Origin of the sequence: Nocardia acididurans (assembly GCF_016741815.1) — a bacterium.
Classification (GTDB): domain Bacteria; phylum Actinomycetota; class Actinomycetes; order Mycobacteriales; family Mycobacteriaceae; genus Nocardia; species Nocardia acididurans.
The window spans coordinates 639,994-662,200 of the sequence record NZ_JAERRJ010000002.1 but is presented as its reverse complement, the minus strand read 5'-3'; the positions used below and the strand labels follow the sequence as shown (position 1 = coordinate 662,200).

Sequence of the window (22,207 nt, the reverse complement as noted above, 5' to 3'; positions counted from 1 at the left end):
CGGCATAGATATGCGGATATTCGGTGTGCCCAAGTCATAGGCTCGCTCGATGTATCTGGAACTCATCGCGATCCTCGTCGAGGAGTACGACGCGGCCATCGAATTCTTCGTCGGCACACTCGGTTTCGACCTCATCGAAGACTCGCCCTCACTGACCGACGACGGACGCCCGAAACGCTGGGTCGTCGTTCGCCCACCGGGCGCGATGACGGGAATCCTGCTCGCACAAGCAGACGGAGAACGGCAGCACCACGCCATCGGCGACCAGGCGGCCGGACGGGTCGGGTTCTTTCTGCGAGTCGCCGGCTTCGCTGCGGCCCACCGGCGGATGAACGAAGCCGGAGTGAAGTTCATGACCGAACCGCGCAACGAACCCTACGGCCGAGTCGCGGTCTTCGAAGACATCTCGGGAAACCGATGGGACCTCCTCGGCCCACCAGAACCCGCAGTACCGTAGCTCCTCCACCGGGAACCGACAGCCGAACCGAGCGATCAGCGGCTAAGAGCGGATAGTCGGCAGAGGATCAGAGCGCTGACATCTGTGGTTCGCCGAGTATCTTCAGTCCGACCTGCGAGGCCAGCCAGGTGGCTCGTTCGGGATGGAACTGCTCGGTGTGGATGTAGAGGGTGTGGTCGGCGCTCGGCACGTCCGGATCGATGCTGCGTGCGTTGAAACTCACCGTGATGAAGGCGCACCGGCACGTGTTGCCCAGCCCGAGTTCGGGTACAGGTGGCCAAGAGCTGAAATCCCATCGGGCAGCCACCATCTCGCCACCGGCAGCCTCCAGTGCAGCTTCGACCGATTCCGGTTCTACACACCAGTGTCGGAGGTGTATCGGCAGGCTTTCGTATGGATCGTCGCCATTATCCGACGACGGGACCGGGGCATAGGGTTCCTGATCGGGTCGGTGAGCCCACCAGTCGGCCTGTGGCAGCATTGCCGTCAACCGGCCAAGGGCGTCGGCTGAGGTGACCCGGATGTCGAGATCGACCTCGACCTCGCTGGGCTTGGCCCAATTCCAGTAGCTGATCGACCACATGCAGCGCTTCGGCGGTCTCGAATGTCCGGAACGCTGGAAACGCGAAAGAGTTGCCCACTGGCCGGATTGTTACAGCCCTAGATGGTCCACGCCAGGAGATTTCATGCTCTGTCGTCGGAATATGTGTACACCTGTCAGCCGAGCCCGCGGCCGACTCCGAACGCCCGGGTCGCGGCATTTCAGGATGTCGGCGAACCTCGCCCATTCCTGCGTGCCAACTGACTGCGAATGATCGCCCGTGTCAAGGGAACCGCGTTTCTCAGCAGAAGTCCCGCTGTTCGGTACCAGCGGTAGGTGTAGAAACCATCGGACGCCACATAGCCAGCACTCCGATGGAAGTGGAACTCTGCGTCGGCCAGGCCTGTCCGACTCTTGCGGTGAGCGTCAGCAAACTGGTGTGCGGCACGTCGCAGCTCGTCGTTCGGTGCAACGTCGGCCCGCTGGTCGGTGCTGAACTTGACAGCAATTCCGCGCCGGAGCGATATTGCCACCTCGGCCGATTGCTCGGACTCTTCCATCGTGTCCAGTACTGCCGATTGGATGTTGCTCGTCAATCGCCGTTGGAGGTCATCCGAGATCGATGAGTGCACAACGATCTTTGTACACCGGGGTGAGGTGACCTCTGCGGCAGCCTTCCTTCCTCGTCATCGAATATGTACGAAACTCGGCAGTGTCGGACGTTCCGCGGCCTTAGATCGCCATGCCCGATTGATCTTCGCGAGCATCGCGCTGGCCGATTGGGTCAGCCCGATATGCGGCTAGCAGTGGGCGTTGCTCTCGACCTTGCGATCGGGTCCGGATCACAGAGAACTCCCGTGGTCGGCAGGCCGGTCTGATCGCCACTTGATCGGAGTGGAACGTGCACGGGATGCACTATCTCACCATCGCCATTGAATGAAACGATCGCCGAGGAAATCCAGCGAGTAGACCGGGTGGTTGATGCCATCCTGGGTCCTGATCGTCCAAACGCCGCGTTCACACCAGTCAAGGTCGACCTGATCCACGTCGCGACGCGCCATTTCCTGTTCGAGCAGTTCGTAGTAAACGGCATCGTCCTCGGGCGGATCGTCCTCGTGTTCGTTCAGCCACCGATTGAAAAGCGCGGCCCGCTTCGAACGCTCTCCCCGGGCAGTATCGAAATCTTCGACTCTCCCCATCGCCCACGGCTGGTCGGAGCTGTAGCTGGTCACCAGGCCGACATGCTCCTGTCCCCGGTACAGCTGCATGGGCATGCGGAAATCCATCGCCACACGATAGGGTGAGCCCCACCCACATGACCACCGAGGATCCAATCCAGGCTTCCTGCAAACTGACCGCGATGATTCACCCATCGGCATGGTGGTGCGATCGGACCGGCCCCGGATGGCAACGGCCGGCTGATCTTTGACCCTCACGCATTGGCCGGGTTCGGAGTCGAAATAGTCGAGCTCGAACTCGTCCTCGGTGTAGAGGCGATCGAATTGGTTGAACACGATGGACCCCTCACGCTTCCGGGAGGCGTGATCCAGCGGCCCGCACTCGGCAGTAGCGGACGTCCGGGACGGCTCAGTTCGGCACGGCGGTTGATCTTCCGCCGACACGTCACAGAAGCACGATCATGGCACTGGCCGCACTCGCCCTCGACGTTCTCTTCGGAACACTCGGCTTCGGTTGGCGAAGCTGGGCTGACCGGGTGGGAAGGCAGAGGGGGATGCTCGGCGTCCTCCAGCAGCACGTCTCGTGGCATGTGCGAGGCCGAGTTCGATTGCAGGGCAGGGCATTCGTGTAGCCAGCCTCTCCGCCGGCCGTGTCGGGCGTCGAGGTTTGTTGTACAGTTTCGGCGGTGCTTTCGAGTGCTGTCATGTCTGTTGTAGGGGAATGGATTTGCCGTGAACACTAATCAGCCCGAGCCGGGCCGGACGGCGCACGACGATGATCCTTTGGTTCCCATTCCGATTCCTGCGCTCATTGCCTTGCTGATTCGGCGGGAAGACGACAAGGGTGCGGCTTTGACCGAGGACGAGGTCCTCGACGTACGTAATAAGGCCCTCTGCATGATGATGCCGCTGTCGGACCAGCGTGCGTTGGCCCGGTCACGTGGCTATCGCGACATCGACCCGGACTATGTCTGGCAGGAATGGTGCGTCTACAAATCTGGTCAGGATCCCTTCACCCTCGCCGAGGATCTGACGGACGATGGGCGGTCCAACTCTGGATCCGCGGAGCTGTAGCTGGTCGTCGGTGTTTGGGCGGCTGACTGTGGTGTTGTTACTGCTGACTTGACGTCGCGGTTGTCAGGGTGGCTGCGGGTTGGCCGGCGTTCGGCCAGTGGGCTGGGGTGGGGCCGAAGCTGTTGCGGGCGTTGGTGACAACGGCTTTGGCCATGGCGCGGTTGCCGACGGCGCCGATTACCGCGCCGATGCCGGCGGGCAGGGTTTTGCCGAACAGCAGTACCGCGCGTTTGGCGAGGAAGGAGACGATGAACCTGCGGGCCATCGCGTTGTCGATATTGCGGATGATCGGCAGGCGGTCGGCGACCACATTGGCCCAGTCGCGGGCGGACTGACTGGCGTTCTTGCCCAGCATCTCGGCCCCGCTCTCGCCCAGTACGACGGTTACGACCAGGGCGCGGCGCTGTTTGGGTGGCAGGTTCTCGATGCCGTGCACCGCGCCCGCGGAGACCGCGTACAGTGCTGACGCCTCGAGGAAGAACACCGACTCGACGCCGCTGACCGCGAGGCCGATCAGGGTTCCGACGCCGGGTACCGCCGCACTCAGACCGGCGAGCGCGCCGCTGACCGTCACCACGGTGAGGTACCGCGTCTCCAATCCGCCGGCGATATCGGCAGGTGTGCGATCCGGATGCAACCGCCGCAACCGGCCCACATATTTGGCCGCGAGCGGCACCTGCACGCTCGTCCCGCCCCGCAGCACGACCTCGACGGACTTCTGCAACACCTTCTCGAACATGCCGGTCCTTCCCTCGACTGCGGCAGACACTATGCGTGGACTCCTGCATCGGCACTCGCACAACACCAGGATTAGCCAGTTCGTTACTGACATCACTCCGGGCGGGACGTCGGCGGTGGTCTCGGCATGGGGCACCGACCCCATGTGAGAGGGTGGGGTTTCACTCGTGAATTCGGTTCCGTGGATGCCGTTTCCGAGTGCCGGAGAAGTTTCTGATGGAGGCGTGGCTTGGTGGATTCAGCGTTCGATGTGGCCGGCATGGTGGGTTACCGCTACCGTGTGGACGACTACTACGAGGTGGGGCGGGAGAAGATCCGCGAATACGCCCGTGCGGTGCAGGATTTCACGCCCGCGCACTGGAGCGATGCCGCCGCCCGCGAACTCGGCTACACCGGGTTGGTCGCGCCGACCACATTTCTGTCGACCGTCGCGATGCTGGCCAACCGCAAGCTCTTCGAGACCGTCATGACCGGCTACGACGTGGTCGTGCAGACGGATCAGGTCTTCGAAATGCACAGGCCGATCCTTTCCGGCGACCGGCTGACCAGTGACGTCGAACTCTCCGCGGTGCGCACAATCGCGGGCCGCGACCTGCTCACCGTGACCAACACCTTCATCGACCAGCACGGTGAGGTCGTGCAGGTCATGCACACCACCATCGTCGGCATCAACAGCGAGGACATCACCGCCGACGTCAGCGACGCGATCGACCGCGTGATCATGAGCGGACTCGACACCTCCACGCGGGCCGCCGCGGCCCCGGCCGACAACCCACCCGCGGCGGACCCGGAGCACACCGCAGCCGTCTCCCTCGTCTCGCGCACCCGAGTCCCGCACACCACCGTCCGATTCGCCGACCTCACCGCGGGCACCGAACTCCCCATCCGAAACGTCCGCCTGACCCGCGGCGATCTGGTGAACTACGCCGGAGTCTCGGGTGACGCGAACCCCATCCACTGGCACGAGGGCGTAGCAGCCCTCGCCGGTCTCCCCGACGTGATCGCGCACGGCATGCTCACCATGGGCCTCGGCGCGGGCTTCGTCACCGAATGGCTGGGCGATCCCGGCGCGGTCCTCCGATACAGCGTCCGCCTCTCGAACTACACGGTCATCGAAGCCTCCACAGCCGGCGCCGTCGAGTTCACCGGTCGCGTCAAATCCATCGACCCGGACACCAGGACCGCCGTCATCGTCATCGTCGCAAAATCCGCGGGGCGCAAGATCTTCGGGCTCGCCACCGCCGAGGTCCGTTTCAGCGACTAGAAGGTCAGCGTGAAGACCGCGCCCTTCCCGGGCTGTGATTCGACAGTGGTTCGCGCACTGTGCAATTCGGCTACCTGAGCCACGATCGCCAGCCCGAGGCCGTGGCCGGGGGTGGTGCGTGCGGTCGCTGATCGGTAGAACCGGTCGAAGACGAAGGGGAGTTCGTCGGCGGCGATGCCCGGACCGGCGTCGGACACCGTCAGGGTCCGATCACTCACGCGCACTCGGACAGTCGCACCGGGCGGGCTGAATTTCGCCGCGTTGTCGAGCAGGTTGGTGACGGCGCGGGCCAGCCGGGCGGGTACGCCCGCGACCGTCACCGGATCCAGGGTCGTGTCGAAGACGATTGCGGGCCAATGCCTTCGCGCGACCTCCACCTGCGCGGCCACCAGACTGTCCAGGCGCAGATCCTCCAGCGCCTCGCGTGGCGCGTCCGGATCGTCGGCGCGGGCGAGATCGATGAGATCGGTGACCAGGCCCTGTAATTCCTCCGCCTGCACCCGCAGTGCCGCCGCGATCTCGGCCAACCGGCCGGGCGGGAGCCGGTCGGCCCGGCGCAGGAGATCGATATCGGTGCGCAGCGCCGTGAGTGGCGTGCGCAGCTCGTGCGACGCGTCGGCCACCAGACGCTGTTGTGCCGCACGGGAATCCCGTTCCGCGGTGAGCGCGGCATCCAATTCGAAGAGCATGGTGTTGACGCTGGTCGCCAGGCGCGCCACCTCGTCGGTTCCGGTGACGGTGATGTGCGCGCGCGGATCCCGGGTGCGCGCCACCCGCTCGGCGGCCCGGGTGAGTGTGACGACCGGAGCCATCGCACGACGGGCCAGCGCCGTGCCGATGGCCGCCGCGGCGAGCGTCCCCGCCGCCGCGGTCACCAGGAGCGCGAGTCCCACGCGGCGCAGACTCGTGGTGACGGTGTCGGAGCGCTGCGCCACCTGAACGGCGCTGCCCCGGCTCAGCGGCGCGGTGTACATGCGCATCGAGTAGCCGCCGAGATCGATATCGCTGAAGAACGGTTGGGCGGAACCCGCTGCGACGGCGCGTGTTTCGTCGGTGACCGGGAGGGTGTGGCCGGGCAGTCGCTCGGATGCGATCGCGCCGTCGGCGGACACCACCTGCACGCAGCTCGGGGCCGCGAGGTATTCACAGGGGCCGGATATCGCCGCCACGCCCGGATCGGTGGGGAACTGACGGGCGACGCGGGTGGCCTGGCGGCGCAGGTTGAGATCCTGGGCCGCCTTCAACTCGTGGCCGACCACCACGTAGGCCCCGGCCGCCATGCCCGCCAGCGCCAGAGTCATTGCGACCACGAAGAATACGGCGATCCGGCCGGGCAGCCCCAGCCGGTTCACGACAGTCCTCGACGGGCCGTGCGGATTGAGTCCACGGCGGTGCCTGTATCGCCTCCGGCGGTGCCGGTCATGCCTACGGCGGTGCTGGTCATGCCTACGGCGGTGCCGGTCACGAGACCCCCAGCCGATAGCCCACCCCGCGCACCGTATGGATGAGCGCGGGCTCCCCGTCGGATTCGATCTTGCGGCGCAGATAGCGGATGTAGACCTCCAGCGAATTCGACGAATGGTGCCCCCACACCCGGTCCACCAGCGTCTCGCGGGGCAGTGACTGCCCGGCATTGCGCAGCAACACCTCCAGCAGCGCGAATTCCGTTCTGCTGAGCTCGATCTCGCGCCCGGCACGCCGTACGGTGTGCGCGGTGGTGTCCAGGACCAGATCGCCGCACGACAGCACCGCGCCGTCGTCGGGCTGGGTCCGCCGCACCAGCGCCCGCACCCGCGCCAGCAACTCGTCGAGATCGAACGGCTTCACCAGATAGTCGTCCGCCCCGGCATCCAGACCCTCGATGCGATCGGCCACCGCGTCCCGGGCGGTGAGCATGAGAATCGGGGTGCGATCACCGCGACCGCGCAGCGTCCGGCACATGGTGAGCCCGTCCATGAACGGCATGAGCACATCCAGCACGACCACCTCCGGCTGCCAGGCAGCAATCTCGGTGAGCGCGGTCGCCCCATCCGTCGCCGGACGGGTTTCGTAGCCCTCGCTGTCGAGCGCCCGGACCAGGGCGTCCCGCACCGCGGCTTCGTCATCGACCACCAGTACCCGCATCCCACGGATCATACGTATCGCCGCCACCAGCACCTTCTCATCGAACTCTCATCTGCGGCCGCGAGCGTAGCGGCTATGAGAGGCCGGAGACTGTACCGATTGTCCGCTGTGATCATCATCGCGAGCCTGACCGCGACCGGACTCACGGCCTGCGGTGAGAACCGCGGAAAGAGCGCACCGCGCGTCAATGGCAATCAGGTGGTTATCGACATCGGCGGCGGTACCGCGGAGATCGACACCACCACGCTGGCGGTTTCCGCGATCGCGGCCGGACACCGGCTCGACCTGTCCGCGCCCGCTGTGGGCGACCTCGGCAGCGCCGGAACCGTCACCGTCGACGACGACGCCGCGCAATGGCGCTACCCGGATCGAGGGCTCACCGTCACCGCCACCGCGCGCGACGGACGCCTCCGGATGACCGTGCACAGCGACCGTGACCAGCAGCTCGCCTGGCCCGTCACCGGCGGCGACCCGACCAGCGAAGCACTCCAGCTGCCACGCGGCGAAGGGCTGTCGCTGCCGGTGCGCGACCCGTTCTGGAACGGCCCCGGCACCGGCCTGGTCGGCGAACCCATCGCCATGACCTCCGGACTCACCATGCCGTTCTGGGGATATCGCCTGGCCGGACGCGGGGTCAGTTACCTGGTGCCCACCGATATCGGCAGCAGCCTCACCGTGCACTCCGACAACGGCAGGCTGCTGGCAAGCGCCGCACACGATTTCGACGCCCGCGCGGATACCCGCCGCTACACCGTCACCTTCGCCCTCACCGACGATTCACCGGTCGCCGCCGCGAAGGACTACCGCGACTGGCTGCAGCGGCACGGCGAATTCCGTTCGCTCCAGGACAAAATCGACGAGAACCCCGCCATCACCAGACTGCTCGGCGCCTTCCACGCCTACCTGTGGGGTGACGGCCGCGACCCCGACACCGTGCGCCACATGCTGGAACTCGGCCTGTCCCGGATGTGGCTGGGCTACGACGCGGACGAGCACCCGCTCTCCGCGGCCGCCGTGCAGGCCGCCAAGGACTCGGGATACCTTGCCGGACCCTATGATTCGTGGGCCAACGCCCAGGACCCCGCCACCGCCGACAATCCCTCCTCGGTCTGGCCGGGCCTGTACCCGGACGGCTGCGTGCGCCGGTCCGACGGTACGCCCGAGACCGGCTTCGGCGGGCGCGGCTGCTACCTGAGTTCGGAAGTGCTGGAACAGAATCCGCAGCTGTACCGGGACCGCTACACCCGGATGACCGGCAACGGCGCCGACACCTACTTCCTCGACGTGGACGCCGCCGGTGAATTCTTCGACGACTTCGGCACCGGCCATCCGATGAATCAGCGACAGGACCGCGAGAATCGGCTGGCCCGCCTGCGCTGGCTCGCCGACGACCGGAAACAGGTCCTCGGTTCGGAATCCGCCGGCGCCTGGGCCGCACCCGCCCTCGCCTTCGATCACGGTGCGCAGACACCGGTTTCGGACCTGCTCTGGACACTGCAGCGCGACCGGGAGACCTGGGGCGGCTACGCCCCGGCCCGCGCGCCGGGCGTGTACTTCAAGCCCGTCGACCTGCCCGCCGCCGCCGTGACGGCCATGTTCGATCCGGCCTACCGGGTGCCGCTCTACGAGACCGCGCTGCACGACTCGATCATCAATCTGGACCGCTGGGAACTCTCGTACTACAAACTCCCGCAACAGCGGACCATGCGGGCGCTCACCGCGATCCTCTACAACACCCCGCTGAATTTCGTCCTGGATCGCGCGACCCTGGACGCCCACGGCGCCGAAATGGCCCGCCTGCAACAGTTCTTCGCACCCCTGCACCAGGCCGTCGGCACTCGGGCCATGACCGACTTCCGCCGGCTCACCGACGATCATCTGGTGCAGCGCAGCGTCTTCGGCGACGGGGCCCTCGTCGTGACCGCCAACTTCGGCACACGCGACTACGACGGATTGCCCGGCGGCTGCGTCGACGCCCGGCTGCAGGGCGAACCCACACCGCGGCGACTGTGCCCGGCGCAGTGAACGATTCCGCCACCAGGCCGCGCGCACGATCGCGCACGGCCTGGGTATTCGCCGCCGCCGCACTGGTTCTGACACTGCTGCTGCTCCGTCACGACCTGGTACCCGATGTTCTCGGACTCGGTGTGGCGGTCGATACCGCCGCCCCGTGGCTCGGGCTGCTCATCCCCGTGCTCGCCGTCCTGTGCCGCAGCCCGCTGGGCGCGGTGACCACCCTGCTGCCACTGCTGGTGTGGGCCAACGCCTTCGGGGGCTGGTGGGCACCCGCGCTGGAATCGCGGGCACCGTCATCGGGCGGCGGTATCACCGTCGTCTCACAGAACCTGTTCGCGGACAACACCTCCCCGGCCGCCACCGCCCGAGCGGTGCTGGCCGCCGACGCCGACCTGGTGGCCGTCCAGGAGTTCGCCGCCGCCGATCGCGTACCGGTGCAGCGCGCCCTCGACGCCACCTACCCCTATCGGGAGCAGATCGGCACCGTGGCCCTGTGGAGCCGCTATCCCACCTCGGGCGCCACCGCCGTCGATGTCGGGCTGGCGTGGAAACGCGGACTGCGCACCCACGTCGCCACCCCGGCGGGCGACCTGGTCGTCTACGTGGTGCATCTGCCGTCGATCCGCCCCGCGGACACCGGCACCCGCACGCACGGCCTGGCGGTCCTGTCCCAGGCGCTGGCGGCCGATCCCGCCGAACACATCGTGGTGGCAGGCGATTTCAACACCGCGAGCACCGATCGGCACTGGCTCTCCTTCGCCCCGGGCTATCGCGACGCCCAGCGGCAGTCCGGCAGCGGACCCGGCTTCACCTGGCCCGCCGCCGCCCCGATCGTCCGCCTCGACCACGTGCTGACCCACGGGCTCACCGCAACCCGGGCCGGCGTGCTGCGCGTGCCCGGCACCGATCACCGCGCCGTCACCGCCACCGTGGAATTCGACCGCTGAGAGAAAAGAATCATGTGTGTTTCACAAAAGATGTGATCGCTGCCGCAGGAGCGTAATCCATTACTCGTCGGTACGTTGGTTGGGAAGTTCGTGCGGAGTGATCGGGAGGTCGGTAGATGTTCGCCTGGTGGGGGAACCTGGTCTGCCGCTTGCGATTCGCGGTCATCGGCGTGGTCGTCGCGGCCATGCTCGCCCTGGGCGGCTACGGCCTCGGCCTGAACAGCCATGTGAGCAGCAGCGGCATGTTCGACCCCAACTCCGAATCCATGGAGGTCGGCGAGATCGCCGGCGTGGCGTTCGGCCGCGGCCACGAGGTCGACGTGGTGGTGCTCTACACCGCACCCGAGGGCAAGACCGTCGACGATCCGGCGTTCAGCGCCGCGGTCGTCGACAGCCTGAAATCCGTGCGCGACGACCATCCGAATGCCATCCGCGGCATCAATATCAGCTACTGGCCGCTCGAGGACGGCCAGCAGCCCGTCAAACTCGCGGCCACCGAGGACAAGAAACGCGCCGTCGCGACCATCGCCCTCCGCGGTGAGGGCGATGGCGACATGCAGCGCAGCTACACCGAAGTCAAGGACGCCTTCGCGATTCCGGGCGTGGACGTCAAGGTCGGCGGGATGCAGCCGGTCGCGGGCGCGCTCAACGACACCGTCGCCGACGACCTGCACCGGATGGAACTGCTGGCCGTGCCGGTGGTGGGCATCCTGCTGTTCTTCATCTTCGGCGGCGTGGTCGCCGCGGCGCTGCCGCTGCTCATCGGACTGCTCACCATCTTCGGCGCATTCGGCATCGTCCGCTTCGTCACCAACTTCACCGAGGTGAATTCCTTCGTCTCGCCGGTGGTTTCGATGATCGGGCTGGGCCTCGCCATCGACTACGGGCTGTTCATCGTGAGCCGCTTCCGCGAGGAACTCGCCGCCGGATACGACACCCGCACGGCGGTCCGGCGATCGGTGATGACAGCCGGGCGCACCGTCGTCTTCTCCGCCACCATGATCGCGGTGAGTCTCGGTGGGCTGCTGCTGTTTCCGCAGGGCTTCCTGAAGTCCATCGCCTACGGCGGGATCGCCACCGTCACCATGGCGGCGCTCACCTCCATCACCGTGCTGCCCGCGGTCCTGGCGATTCTCGGCCCGCGCGTGGACCTGCTGGGCCTGCGCCGCTTCCGTCGCACCAAGACCCCGGAACAGCTCGACAACGGATTCCTGGGCCGCACAGTGCGATTCGTCATGCGCAATCCGGTGCGCGTGGCCGTGCCGGTGGTGCTCGGGCTGCTGCTGCTCATCCTGCCCATCCGGAATCTGGTGTTCGGCGCCTACAGCGAGAAGTACCTGCCGCCGGACAATCCGACCCGGGTGGCCCAGCAGCAGATCGACGAGTACTTCCCGCTGCGCAAATCCGACCCGATCGAAGTCATGATCATCACCGAGAATTCGGCGACCGTCGGATCGATCTGGCAGCAGGCCAATGCCGCGCCGGGGCTGGCCGGGGCGTTCGGGGTGCCGGCGCGCTCATCCGTCGACCCGGATGTGCGCCGCATGACCGCACCCGTCGAGGACATCAACGACGCCGGGGCCACCATCGAGTACCTGCGCTCACTGGAGATCCCCGAGGGGACCAGGGTGCTGGTCGGCGGGGTGCCCGCACTGCAGAAGGACAGTATCGACGCACTGCTGGTGCGTATGCCGTTCATGATCGCGTTCGTGCTGCTGGTGAGCACGCTGCTCATGTTCCTGACCTTCGGATCGCTGATCCTGCCCATCAAGGCCGCGCTCATGAGCGGGCTGGGGCTGGGGTCGACCATGGGCATCGTCACCTGGATCTTCATCGAGGGCCACGGCGCCGACCTGCTGAACTTCACCCCGCAGCCGGGGCAGGTGCTCATCCTCGTGGTCATCATCGCCGTGGTGTACGGATTGTCCATCGACTACGAGGTATTCCTGGTGTCGCGCATGGTCGAAGCGCGGGCGCGCGGCGCGACCACCGAGGAGGCCATCCGCGTCGGCACCGTGCAGACCGGGCGCATCATCACCGCCGCCGCACTCATCCTGCTGGTGGTGACCGGCGCATTCGCCTTCTCCGACCTGGTGATGATGCAGTACATCGCCTACGGCATGATCGCCGCGCTGATCATCGACGCCACCATCCTGCGCATGGTGCTGGTGCCCGCCACCATGAAACTGCTCGGCGAATGGTGCTGGTGGGCCCCGCGGTGGATGACCCGCGTGCAGCGCCGCATCGGACTCGGCGAGATCAGCCTCGAGGATGAGGATCGGCTCGCCAAGACCCACTGAACCAGCCTTGACCTGCGCGTGATCGACCCCGCCGGAAAACTCGCCTATTCTGTCTGAGACGGGGGTGTCGGGCGAGATCAGCGGATTCGCGCGCCAGTGAAAGGAACGGCAACGTGGCCGGACTCAGACGAAAAGGCATCACCCGCATGGCCAAGGTGGCCAGTATCCCCGCGACCCTGATGGCGCAGCGGGTGGTCGCCACCGGCCGCGGACTCCTCTCCGGCGCCGAGCGCGGCACCATCACCGACGAGATGCTCGACCATGCCGCCGACCAGGTCTTCGCCGTCCTCGGCGAACTCAAGGGCGGCGCCATGAAACTCGGACAGGCCCTCAGCGTCGCCGAGGCCGCGGTGCCGCCGCGCTTCGCCGACCACTTCCGCGATGCCCTGGTGCGATTGCAGCAGGAAGCCCCGCCCATGCCCGCCGCCGACACCCACCGCATGCTGGACCGGCAGCTCGGCACCCAATGGCGCGGGCGTTTCCAGCAATTCGACGACAACCCGATCGCGGCCGCGAGCATCGGGCAGGTGCACAAGGCCGTCTGGCACGACGGGCGCGAGGTCGCGGTCAAGGTGCAGTATCCCGAGGCCGAGGAATCCCTGCGCGCGGATCTCACCATGCTGCAGATGTTCTCGGGCGCGTTCGACACACTGCTCGCGGGGACCAATGCCCGCCAGCTCATCGAGGAATTCCTGGCCCGCACCGAGGACGAACTCGACTATCGCCTCGAGGCCGCCTATCAGCGGCGCTTCGCCAAGGCCCTCGCCGGTGACGCCCGGTTCTTCGTCCCGCGCGTGGTGGCCGCCGCGCCCAAGGTCATGGTCACCGAATGGATGGAGGGCGTACCGCTTTCGCGGGTCATCGCCTCCGGCAGCCGCGCCGACCGCAATCGCGCCGGACTGCTGCTCGCCGAATTCGCGCTGTCCTCCCCGGCGCGGGTGGGCTGCCTGCACAGCGACCCGCATCCCGGGAACTTCCAGCTGCGACCCGACAATCGTTTGGGCGTCATCGATTTCGGCGCGTGCACCGATATGCCGCACGGAATCCCCACCGCCGTGGGGCGAATGGCGCACGCGGTACTCGCCGAGGACTACCCGCGACTGGAACAGGTGCTGCGCGAGGAGGGCTTCGTGAAACCCGGCGCACCCATCGAGCTGGGGCCCATCCAGCGCCGCGTCGCCCCCGTGGTGGCCCAGATCGACGGCAGCCGTTTCCATTTCAGCCGCGCCCTGCTGCAGGAGGATGTGGCCCGCGCACTGGATCCGGCGAACATCTCGCTCACCAACGCGCGCGGTATGCGGGCGCCGGAGGATCGGCCCGAATACGCCATGCTGGGGCGGGTTTTCGGCGGCATCGTCGGAATCTGTGCCCAGCTCGACGCCGAGGGGCCGTTCCTGGATCTGGTCGCGACATGGCTGCCGGGCTTCGGCGACCGCACCGAGGCGGCCGGCTGACGACCGCTCAGCGCGGGTCGAGCACCACCACCGGTATCTCGCGCGAGGTGAGTAACCGGTAGCCCGTCGGATACACCCCGCCGGAGCGGAAGGTGATCTGCCGCAGCAGTTTCGCGCGTTCCGCACCGGCGGCGACCCGGGCCGTCATCGGCACCGTGGCCCCGCCCACCGTCACCTCGACCCGGGGATCGGCCAGAATATTGTGGTACCAGGCCGGATTCGCCGTGCCGCCGCCGTACGTGCCGACAATGGCATAGCTGTCACCGCGTTTGAGCAGCGACGGCATCAGCACCGTGCGCCGCAGGCCGGTGCGCCGCCCGGTGGTCACCAGTTCGAGCATGTGGATGTGCAGGAATCGCAGTCTGCCCCGGGTCAGATGGAACAGCGGGAAGGTCACCACATTGAGCAGATTGGCGCCGTGCCAGATCAGCGATTTGCCGGATTGGTAGAGCGGTGGGCGAACCGGTGTGCCCGGTGCGTGCTGCGACATGATGCCTGCGATCGATCGAGCCGTGCGAGCGGCGAAGCGGCCGGCTGGTTTCCGAGAGCACCCTCAGCCTAGGTTTGTCTGGGACAGCAATCAAGAGGAGGTGTGCGGGGCGATGATGATCAGCACCGCCGTGCAGCTCAGCACGAAGCTGGTGGTGAGTACCGGAATGGTCCAGGGGCGCACGGTGATTCAACTCCTCACCGGAGGTAGACGGGCAGAACAGCGCGTCCGGACACGATGACGCGTCACCGCGGGATGCGCCATGACGGAACCGGACACGGCATCGATCATGGTGGACAAACCCTCGGCTCGCATGAATCAACCCGCCGCGAAATCCCGGCCGATGCGCCCGGCCCGGCGCAGCCGTGCGGCGTGCAGATCGGCCGGGCCGCCGGTGCGCTCCCGGTAGCGGGCCATCACCGCCGTCAATTCCGGTGACCAGCGCAGGATTTCATCGCGGATCGGACCCGTCACGCCCAGTTGCGCGCACATCCCGACCAGGCCGATCAGACTGCGCCAGATGGGTACGTAGCCGTCGGGCATGGTGAGCTGCCTGCCGACATTGTTCAGACTCGGATTCACGCTCATGAGCACCATCCGGCGCAGCCAGGCGCTGTCCACCCGATAGATGTCGTGCCGCAGGATCTCCAGATACGGGTCGATCACGGCCATGAGGGCATCGACGTCGAAAGTCCGGTCGCGGCCCACGAATCCGTAGCGGCGCACCGCGGCGTCGAAATCTTCCCGGTCGCCGTTGAGCAGGGCATCGGCCCCGTCGTAGAGCATCGGGCCGAAATGCGGCGGCGGCCAGGGCAGGCACGCGCCGAAGTCCACGACGCCCAGCCGGCCGTCCGGCTGCACCAGGAAATTGCCGGGATGCGGGTCGCCGTAGAGGGTTCCGGTGCGGGTGGGCGAGCCCCAGACGAACCGCAGCGCCAGCAGGCCCACCCGGTCGCGCTCGATCTCGGCGCCCGAGGTGATCACCCGGGTCAGCGGAATGCCGTCGAGCCATTCGCTCACGATCACATCGCCGTGCTGGGCCAGTACCCGCGGCACCCGGAAGTCCGGGTCGTCGGCGTAGGCGATGGCGTAGGCGTGCTGATTGTGCGCCTCGGCCGCGTAGTCGAGTTCGGCGCGCACCGCCCGCGCCAGCTCGTCGACCAGGGCCCGCGCATCCGAGCACGGCATGAAAACCGAAGCCAGCGGCGCGATCCGGCGCAGTTGCTCCAGATCACTGAGCACCGCCGCCCGCGCGCCCGGGTACATGACCTTCACCGCCACCGGCCGGCCGTCGTGCCAGACCGCGCGATGCACCTGACCGATGGTGGCCGACGCGTGCCGCCGGTCGTCGAACTCCCGGAAATGGTGACGCCAGTTGGTGCCGAACGCGCCGGTGAGCACCTGGTGCACGGTGCCGGGCAGCATGGGCGGCATGGCATTCTGCAAGCGGCTCAACGCGATTCGATACGGTTCGGCCAGATCCGGTGGCAGCGCCAGCTCGTAGACGGCCAGTACCTGCCCGAGTTTGGCGGCGCAGCCCTTCAATTCGCCGAGCACTTCGAAAATGTGCTGGGCGGTGCGCAGTTGGATCTCGCGATCGATCTCGGCGGCCGGACGGCCCAGGGCGCGTTTACCGGCTCCGGCCATCTGGCGGCCCGCGAAGGCGACCGGCAGCGCGGCGAGTTTGGCATTGCGAACCAGTGTGCGGGCAGGAGGATTTCCCCCGGTGTCACCGGTCTTCCAGCGCGCGCGCCGAATGCTCATCGATCATCCCCTTCGGCGCGACCCACACCTGTTGCGCCCGATCAAGCATGCCACAGCCGTACCGGTTGGTTACGCGATCGTAGGAAGGTGGCGGACCTGGCCGGATTTCCGGTGTAGGCACAAATATTCGGCGGCGCGTTTGTGCATGTGTATCAGGCCTGCCGGGCGGCGAGCCGGCGGGCGGCCGGGCCCAGCGCCCTGGTCTGACCGTCCACCAGGGTCAGGGCCGCGACCGTCGGCAGGTACGGCCACTCCGGATGGATGACGAGGGCGTGCAGGGCGAGTTCGACGGGGAAGACGGGTCGGTGAAGCTGGTACGCGAAATGCTTGCGGCACCGGCACTTTCAGTGGGCGCAGGCACAGCTGCGGACGGCAGTGCGCAGCATTTGCCGAACGGTATGGCTCATTTGGGTGGGAGGGTGCGGGCGTAGGCCACGCCGCGTTCCACCCACTCGTCCAGCGCCGCGTCGTCGGCCACCGCGTCGGCGGTGACGCGCAGCCAGCCGCGTGCCTCGCGGCCGCCCATGACCATGGTCTCCACGGCCGGCGGGTGCAGCAGGTGCGCGTGATTCTCCGGATCCGTGCGGACCAGCAGGCCGCCCTTGCCGCTGGCCGCGACGGCCATATTGCCGCCGACCAGGAAGGCCAGGCCACCGAACATCTTCTTTTCGACCACCTCGGCCACGGCGGGCCCGAGGGCGTCCCGGATCCGCTCGGCCAGCTTCTCGTCATATGCCATAGCCGTCATTGTGCGCCCGGTCACCGACAGAAATCGGTCACTGCCAAGCCAAACAAACCATTCCGGCAGGTGTCGGATGCGCCGATCTGAGGTACACAGGAACAGTGGACGCCCCACCGACGGTAGGTGTCGAAGAGGAGTTCCTCCTCGTGGACCCGCGCACCGGCGCGCCCGTCGGCAGAAATGCCGACGTCGCCCGCACGGCGGCGGATTTCGGCATGGACATGCAGTTGGAGATCACGCGGTGCCAGGTCGAAACCTGCACCCGTGTGCACACGAATACGGCCGATCTGCTGCGCGAACTGCGGGAACTCCGCCGTGGCGCGGCCGCCTCCGCCGAGAAGAACGATGCGTTGCTGCTGGCCGTCGCGGTGCCGCCGACAGCGCATGCCCAACTGCCGATCACCGGCACACCGCGCTACGCCCGCATCGCCGACCGCTTCGGCCGGCTGGCCCACGAACAGGGCCTGTGCGGCTGCCATGTGCACGTCGCCGTCCCGGATCGTGAAGTGGCGCTTCAGGTCAGCAATTTCCTGCGCCCCTGGCTGCCGCTGCTGCTGGCGCTGACCGCCAACTCCGCCATCTATCGCGGGGACGAAACCGGTTATGCCAGTTGGCGAAACATCCTCTGGCGGCGCTGGCCCAGTGCCGGGCCGCCCCCGCATTTCGACTCGGTGCAGCAGTACGATGCCCGCGTCGAATCCATGCTCTCGCACGGCGTCATCCTCGACCGCAAGATGGTGTATTGGGATGTGCGCCCGTCGATTACGTTCCCTACGGTCGAGATCCGGGTCAGCGACGTCCCCGCCACGGTCGAGGAGACCGCGCTGCTCGCCACCCTGGTGCGGGCCGCGGTCATGACCGCCCGCCGGGCCACCGCCGACGGCGCCGATATCCCGGTCATCGCGGAAGACACACTGCGCGCGGCGTATTGGAAGGCCGCCCACGAGGGCATCGACGGGGAAGCGGTGGATCCCTTGCGCGGCGGCATGATTCCCGTCCCCGATCTGCTCTCCCGGCTCGTGGATCGCATCGAACCGGCCCTGGAGGAACTCGGCGACTTCGGCTTCGTCACCGACGCCATCACCGCGCTGCTCGCTCGCGGCAACGGAGCGCGCCGACAGCTCAACGCTTTTCGCGCCCGGAACGAATTATCCGATGTGGTAGGCGAACTCGCCGAAGCCACCGTGTCGACCTGCCGCTGACGATGTGTCGGCAAAAAAGAGCCCGCCACAGCCGTCGGGCCGTGGCGGGCGGGGTTCCGCTCAGCCGGGGAACCTCAGGCGGGGATCTCCATACCCGCGGCCAGGATCGGCCAGGACTCCTGCAGCGACTGCTCCCAGTACGGCCAGTAGTGCGTGCCGACCGGGTTGAAGTTGTAGGTTGCGGGGATGCCCAGCGTGTCGAGCTTGTTCTTCAGATTGGCGGTGCAGGCGTTGACCGCCGCCTCGATGAGCATGCCGAGGGTCAGATTCAACGCGCCGGTGACGCCGGGCGCGTTGTTCAGGTACCACTGCACGTCCTGCATCATCGGGATACCGCTGCCGCTGAACACGTAGAGGTTGGTGCCGCGCAGTTTCTCGGCATTGATGACCGGATCGTTCGCGGCCCAGGCCGGGTCGTTGTCGGGGCCGTACATGTTCTCGACCTTGCCGCCGCCCCACATCTCGACGGAGAACTTGACGAACTGCTTGCCCGCCGGATCGGCGATCTGCGCGCAGCCGCTGTAGGCGGCCACGGACTTCCACAGACCGGGCTTGGCCTCGGCCAGCTGCAGCACCGAGGTGCCGGCCATGGAGGTGCCGGCCAGTGCGTTGAGCCCGGTGGAGCCGAGCTTCTCGTCGAGCAGCGGCGGCAGCTCCTCGGTGAAGAAGGTCTTCCACTTGTTGACGCCGAGCTTGGGATCGGTCTTCTGCCAGTCGGTGTAGTAGGAGGCGAAACCGCCCACCGGCTGAATGACATTGACCTGCTTGGTGGAAAGGAACTCCAGCGCGTTGGTCTGGACCTTCCAGCTGGCCGTGCCCAGACCGCCGTCGAGGCCGTTGAGCATCCACAGGTTCGGCGCGGGCTGCGACTCGTCGACCGGACGCTGCACGTCGACGGTGATCTCCTGGTGCATCGCCGCCGAGTACACCTTCAGATGCCAGGTGCGGCCCTCTTTGGTGACATCGGTGATCTGGGAGGCTTTCTCCGGAGCGGCCGAGGCGGCACTGCCGAACAGGGACACCGACAGCACGGTGGTGAGCGCAATGGCCGCGCCCCGCAGGGCGGCGACATTACGAATTGCAGAGAACTTCATCGATCAGCCGGTTCCATTTCCTCGGGCCCCCATGGCCCCGTCATCGTTCGGAGTGATCTTGCCAGCGGGTATGTCTCCGAACCAAGCGTCTGTGTTACTCAGTGGCCGCGCCGACGCCATTCGTCCAGGTGCGGGGCCTCGGCCCCGATGGTCGTCGAATCACCGTGCCCGGTGAGCACTCTGGTGTCGGCGGGCAGTGTGAGCAGGCGATCCGCGATCGAGCCGACGATGGTGCCGAAGTCGGAGTAGGAGCGACCGGTGGCGCCGGGACCGCCCTGGAACAGCGTGTCTCCGGTGAAGACCGTGTCCAGGTCGGGCGCGTGGAAGCAGCACGCGCCCGGTGCGTGGCCCGGCGTGTGCAGCACCCGCAGCGCGGTGCCCGCGATCTCGATGATCTGCTTGTCGGCGAGCTCGCCGTCGGGATCCACCTCGGGATGCGTGAGCCGCCAGACCACCAGATCGTCGGGATGCAGCAGCACGGGAGCCCCTGTGGCGCTTGCCAATTGCGGCGCGACGCGAATGTGGTCGTCGTGCGCGTGGGTGGCCAGGATCGCCCGGACCCGGCGGTCGCCGACCACCGCGAGAATCCGCTCGACATCGTGCGGGGCGTCGATGATCACGCATTCGCGCTCGTCGCCGACCACCCACACATTGTTGTCGACCTCGAAGGTCTGCCCGTCCAGGCTGAAGGTGCCGGAGGTGACCGTGTGGTCGATGCGCGCCACTAGAGCACCACCACCGAGCGCAGCACCTCGCCGTGATGCATCTTGGTGAAGGCGGCCTCCACGTCGGTCAGCGAAATGGTCTCGGTGACAAAGGCATCCAGGTCGAAGCGGCCCTGCTTGTAGAGCTCGATGAGGTAGGGGAAGTCGCGCGAGGGCAGGCAGTCGCCGTACCACGAGGACTTCAGCGATCCACCGCGCGAGAAGAAGTCGATGAGCGGCATCTCGAGCGTCATATCCGGGGTCGGGACGCCGACCAGCACCACGGTGCCCGCCAGGTCACGGCCGTAGAAGGCCTGCTTCCAGGTCTCCGGGCGGCCCACCGCGTCGATCACCACGTCCGCGCCGAAACCGTCGGTGAGATCCTGAATCCGCTCCACCGCATCGTCTTTGGCCGAGTTGACGGTGTGGGTGGCGCCGAATCCGGTGGCCCACTCCAGCTTCCGCTCGTCGATGTCGACCGCGATGATGGTGGTCGCGCCCGCCAGCTTCGCGCCCGCGATGGCCGCGTTTCCGACACCGCCGCAACCGATCACGGCCACGCTGTCACCCCGGCTCACGCCGCCGGTGTTCACGGCCGCGCCGAGGCCGGCCATGATGCCGCAGCCCAGCAGGCCCGCCGCGGCGGGGGAGGCGGTCGGATCCACCTTGGTGCACTGCCCGGCGTGCACGAGCGTCTTCTCCGCGAACGCTCCGATGCCCAGCGCGGGCGTGAGCGGGGTGCCGTCGGTGAGCGTCATCGGTTGCGACGCATTGAAAGTCGAGAAGCAGTACCACGGCTTGCCCTTGCGGCAGGCGCGACAGGAACCGCAGACGGCCCGCCAGTTCAGGATGACGAAATCGCCGGGCTCGACATCGGTGACGCCCTCGCCGACCGCCTCCACGATGCCCGCGGCCTCATGGCCGAGCAGGAACGGGAACTCGTCGTTGATGCCGCCCTCGCGGTAGTGCAGATCGGTGTGGCACACCCCGCACGCCTGCACCGCGACCACGGCCTCGCCCGGCCCCGGATCCGGGATGACGATCTCGGTGACCTCGACGGGAGCGTTCTTGGAGCGTGCGATGACGCCGCGCACAATCTGGGACAACGTGGTTCCTTCCTCGACTCTCGGTCCCTCGACTATGGCACCCGACCCGGTCCGGTCGCGAGGCAATCCCGTCGATCCGGAATTCAGCGCAGGGCCGCGGCGGCGGCTTCGGCGATGGTGGCGGCGACGCGGCTCAGGGTGGGGGAGTCGAGTTTCCACTGCTGCCAGTAGAGGGGCACGTCGACGACGGTCTTGTCGTCGAGCGGGACCAGGGTGTCGTCGGGTCGCCGCTGGAGGTCGGGCACCATGCCCCAGCCCAGGCCCAGCCGGATGGCCTCGACGAAGCCGAAGGAGGACGGGATGTAGTGGCGGGGCTGGTCGAGGGTGTTGCGGGTGAACTGCCGCATGAGGTGGAACTGGAGGTCGTCCTTGCGGTCGAACAGGATGACCGGGGCGACCGCGAACGCCGCGGCCGTGGGCCCGTCCGGGAACCAGGTGCGCGCGAATTCCGGTGCGGCCATGGGGCGATAGCGCATCGCGCCGAGGCGGCGGACCGAACAGCCCTGGACGGGCGCGGCGGTCGAGGTGATGGCCGCCATGACGGTGCCGTCGCGCAGCAGCTGGGTGGTGTGCTCCTCGTCCTCGCGATGGATTTCGAAGTTCACGCCCGCGGCGGCCCGGCCCAGCGCGGGCATGACCCAGGTCTGCAGGGAGTCGGCGTTGACGGCGATGGGGATGCGCACCGGTTGGTCGGTGGGATCGTGCGCGTCGCCGAGTTCGCGGGCGGTGTCGCTGGTGAGCAGCGCGACCTGCCGGGCCAGCCGCAGCACCGCCAGCCCGGATTCGGTCGGCTGCACCGGTTTGGTGCGCTGCACCAGAATCCGCCCGGCCGAGTCCTCGAGCGCTTTGATGCGCTGGCTCACCGCCGAGGGCGTGACGTTCAACCGCCGCGCGGCGGCCTCGAAGGTGCCCTCGGTGACGGCGGCGTCGAGCGCGCGCAGCTGATCCAGCTGAATGTCCATGATTAGAGATGTTAAGGGTGCGTCAAAATGTTTAGCTTGTCTGGTTCTGG

At 67.3% G+C, this 22,207-nt stretch carries 20 protein-coding genes; 8 read left to right on the top strand and 12 right to left on the bottom strand.

Features of this window, described 5'->3' with window-relative positions; genetic code table 11:
• Nucleotides 1-49: 49 nt before the first annotated feature.
• Nucleotides 50-457 carry a VOC family protein gene (locus JK358_RS07435; RefSeq protein WP_201945042.1) on the top strand — a complete coding sequence of 136 codons (408 nt, stop codon included), beginning with the start codon at nucleotides 50-52 and terminating at the stop codon, nucleotides 455-457.
• Between the two features lie 67 nt (nucleotides 458-524).
• Here JK358_RS07435 and JK358_RS07430 read toward each other — a convergent pair whose 3' ends face one another.
• Entirely contained in the window at nucleotides 525-1,040 is a 516-nt protein-coding gene (locus JK358_RS07430) for a hypothetical protein (protein WP_201945041.1), read from the bottom strand.
• 878 nt (nucleotides 1,041-1,918) lie between these two features.
• Entirely contained in the window at nucleotides 1,919-2,284 is a 366-nt protein-coding gene (locus JK358_RS07425; protein WP_201945040.1) for a hypothetical protein, read from the bottom strand.
• 624 nt (nucleotides 2,285-2,908) lie between these two features.
• Between JK358_RS07425 and JK358_RS07420 the strand changes: the two genes are divergently transcribed.
• Nucleotides 2,909-3,250: a hypothetical protein gene (locus tag JK358_RS07420; RefSeq protein WP_201945039.1), complete on the top strand. Its 342-nt coding sequence runs from the start codon at nucleotides 2,909-2,911 to the stop codon at nucleotides 3,248-3,250.
• A gap of 37 nt (nucleotides 3,251-3,287) precedes the next feature.
• Here JK358_RS07420 and JK358_RS07415 read toward each other — a convergent pair whose 3' ends face one another.
• The gene (locus JK358_RS07415; RefSeq protein ID WP_201945038.1) at nucleotides 3,288-3,989 is read right to left on the bottom strand and encodes a hypothetical protein; all 702 of its coding nucleotides are present in this window, start codon (nucleotides 3,987-3,989) and stop codon (nucleotides 3,288-3,290) included.
• 258 nt (nucleotides 3,990-4,247) lie between these two features.
• On the opposite strand from JK358_RS07415, the gene JK358_RS07410 reads away from it, so the two are divergent.
• Nucleotides 4,248-5,252 (top strand): fused (3R)-hydroxyacyl-ACP dehydratase subunits HadA/HadB, encoded by a 1,005-nt coding sequence (locus JK358_RS07410; RefSeq protein WP_201945235.1) that lies wholly within the window; start codon nucleotides 4,248-4,250, stop codon nucleotides 5,250-5,252.
• On the opposite strand, the gene JK358_RS07405 is transcribed toward JK358_RS07410, so the two are convergent.
• Together JK358_RS07405 and JK358_RS07400 are read right to left on the bottom strand one after the other, a co-directional pair.
• Nucleotides 5,249-6,604 carry a HAMP domain-containing sensor histidine kinase gene (locus JK358_RS07405; protein WP_307817360.1) on the bottom strand — a complete coding sequence of 452 codons (1,356 nt, stop codon included), beginning with the start codon at nucleotides 6,602-6,604 and terminating at the stop codon, nucleotides 5,249-5,251. The two genes, JK358_RS07410 and JK358_RS07405, sit on opposite strands and share 4 nt — an antisense overlap.
• Before the next feature lie 109 nt (nucleotides 6,605-6,713).
• On the bottom strand, nucleotides 6,714-7,376 hold the full coding sequence (locus JK358_RS07400; protein ID WP_201945037.1) for a response regulator transcription factor: 663 nt from the start codon (nucleotides 7,374-7,376) through the stop codon (nucleotides 6,714-6,716).
• 108 nt (nucleotides 7,377-7,484) lie between these two features.
• On the opposite strand from JK358_RS07400, the gene JK358_RS07395 reads away from it, so the two are divergent.
• The 4 genes from JK358_RS07395 (at nucleotide 7,485) to JK358_RS07380 (ending at nucleotide 14,093) form a co-directional block, all read left to right on the top strand.
• Nucleotides 7,485-9,401, top strand: coding sequence for a glycoside hydrolase (locus tag JK358_RS07395; RefSeq protein WP_307817385.1), 1,917 nt, complete (start codon nucleotides 7,485-7,487; stop codon nucleotides 9,399-9,401).
• The gene (locus JK358_RS39040; protein ID WP_201945035.1) at nucleotides 9,398-10,339 is read left to right on the top strand and encodes an endonuclease/exonuclease/phosphatase family protein; all 942 of its coding nucleotides are present in this window, start codon (nucleotides 9,398-9,400) and stop codon (nucleotides 10,337-10,339) included. Before JK358_RS07395 ends, JK358_RS39040 begins: the two co-directional genes overlap by 4 nt.
• Before the next feature lie 116 nt (nucleotides 10,340-10,455).
• Nucleotides 10,456-12,639, top strand: coding sequence for an MMPL family transporter (locus JK358_RS07385; RefSeq protein ID WP_201945034.1), 2,184 nt, complete (start codon nucleotides 10,456-10,458; stop codon nucleotides 12,637-12,639).
• A gap of 113 nt (nucleotides 12,640-12,752) precedes the next feature.
• Entirely contained in the window at nucleotides 12,753-14,093 is a 1,341-nt protein-coding gene (locus JK358_RS07380) for an ABC1 kinase family protein (protein WP_307817359.1), read from the top strand.
• Nucleotides 14,094-14,100: 7 nt separating this feature from the next.
• Here JK358_RS07380 and JK358_RS07375 read toward each other — a convergent pair whose 3' ends face one another.
• The 3 genes from JK358_RS07375 to JK358_RS07365 all read right to left on the bottom strand — a co-directional run bounded on the left by JK358_RS07375 (nucleotide 14,101) and on the right by JK358_RS07365 (nucleotide 17,086).
• A complete protein-coding gene (locus tag JK358_RS07375; RefSeq protein ID WP_201945033.1) occupies nucleotides 14,101-14,583 on the bottom strand; it encodes a nitroreductase/quinone reductase family protein in 483 nt (160 codons plus the stop codon).
• A gap of 318 nt (nucleotides 14,584-14,901) precedes the next feature.
• Entirely contained in the window at nucleotides 14,902-16,347 is a 1,446-nt protein-coding gene (locus JK358_RS07370; protein WP_201945032.1) for an ABC1 kinase family protein, read from the bottom strand.
• A 403-nt stretch (nucleotides 16,348-16,750) separates the two neighbouring features.
• The gene (locus tag JK358_RS07365; protein WP_201945031.1) at nucleotides 16,751-17,086 is read right to left on the bottom strand and encodes a TfoX/Sxy family protein; all 336 of its coding nucleotides are present in this window, start codon (nucleotides 17,084-17,086) and stop codon (nucleotides 16,751-16,753) included.
• A 104-nt stretch (nucleotides 17,087-17,190) separates the two neighbouring features.
• On the opposite strand from JK358_RS07365, the gene JK358_RS07360 reads away from it, so the two are divergent.
• The gene (locus JK358_RS07360) at nucleotides 17,191-18,291 is read left to right on the top strand and encodes a glutamate--cysteine ligase 2 (RefSeq protein WP_201945030.1); all 1,101 of its coding nucleotides are present in this window, start codon (nucleotides 17,191-17,193) and stop codon (nucleotides 18,289-18,291) included.
• Nucleotides 18,292-18,365: 74 nt separating this feature from the next.
• Here the strand turns inward: JK358_RS07360 and JK358_RS07355 are convergent, their stop codons facing one another.
• From JK358_RS07355 to JK358_RS07340, 4 genes are all read right to left on the bottom strand, one after another.
• Nucleotides 18,366-19,385: an alpha/beta hydrolase gene (locus JK358_RS07355; protein WP_201945029.1), complete on the bottom strand. Its 1,020-nt coding sequence runs from the start codon at nucleotides 19,383-19,385 to the stop codon at nucleotides 18,366-18,368.
• 98 nt (nucleotides 19,386-19,483) lie between these two features.
• The gene (locus tag JK358_RS07350) at nucleotides 19,484-20,110 is read right to left on the bottom strand and encodes an MBL fold metallo-hydrolase (protein ID WP_201945028.1); all 627 of its coding nucleotides are present in this window, start codon (nucleotides 20,108-20,110) and stop codon (nucleotides 19,484-19,486) included.
• Nucleotides 20,110-21,195 (bottom strand): S-(hydroxymethyl)mycothiol dehydrogenase, encoded by a 1,086-nt coding sequence (locus JK358_RS07345; protein ID WP_201945027.1) that lies wholly within the window; start codon nucleotides 21,193-21,195, stop codon nucleotides 20,110-20,112. Before JK358_RS07345 ends, JK358_RS07350 begins: the two co-directional genes overlap by 1 nt.
• Nucleotides 21,196-21,278: 83 nt before the next feature.
• Complete coding sequence (locus JK358_RS07340; RefSeq protein ID WP_201945026.1) at nucleotides 21,279-22,157, bottom strand: LysR family transcriptional regulator ArgP; 879 nt, start codon at nucleotides 22,155-22,157, stop codon at nucleotides 21,279-21,281.
• Between the last annotated feature and the right edge of the window lie 50 nt (nucleotides 22,158-22,207).

Coding starts and splice junctions, on each gene's coding strand:
- JK358_RS07340 (WP_201945026.1), bottom strand. CDS start 22,157: ATGGACATTCAGCTGGATCAGCTGCGCGCGCTCGACGCCGCCGTCACC.
- JK358_RS07355 (WP_201945029.1), bottom strand. CDS start 19,385: ATGAAGTTCTCTGCAATTCGTAATGTCGCCGCCCTGCGGGGCGCGGCC.
- JK358_RS07365 (WP_201945031.1), bottom strand. CDS start 17,086: ATGGCATATGACGAGAAGCTGGCCGAGCGGATCCGGGACGCCCTCGGG.
- JK358_RS07415 (WP_201945038.1), bottom strand. CDS start 3,989: ATGTTCGAGAAGGTGTTGCAGAAGTCCGTCGAGGTCGTGCTGCGGGGC.
- JK358_RS07375 (WP_201945033.1), bottom strand. CDS start 14,583: ATGTCGCAGCACGCACCGGGCACACCGGTTCGCCCACCGCTCTACCAA.
- JK358_RS07400 (WP_201945037.1), bottom strand. CDS start 7,376: ATGCGGGTACTGGTGGTCGATGACGAAGCCGCGGTGCGGGACGCCCTG.
- JK358_RS07435 (WP_201945042.1), top strand. CDS start 50: ATGTATCTGGAACTCATCGCGATCCTCGTCGAGGAGTACGACGCGGCC.
- JK358_RS07385 (WP_201945034.1), top strand. CDS start 10,456: ATGTTCGCCTGGTGGGGGAACCTGGTCTGCCGCTTGCGATTCGCGGTC.
- JK358_RS07410 (WP_201945235.1), top strand. CDS start 4,248: ATGGTGGGTTACCGCTACCGTGTGGACGACTACTACGAGGTGGGGCGG.
- JK358_RS07370 (WP_201945032.1), bottom strand. CDS start 16,347: ATGAGCATTCGGCGCGCGCGCTGGAAGACCGGTGACACCGGGGGAAAT.
- JK358_RS07430 (WP_201945041.1), bottom strand. CDS start 1,040: ATGTGGTCGATCAGCTACTGGAATTGGGCCAAGCCCAGCGAGGTCGAG.
- JK358_RS07425 (WP_201945040.1), bottom strand. CDS start 2,284: ATGGATTTCCGCATGCCCATGCAGCTGTACCGGGGACAGGAGCATGTC.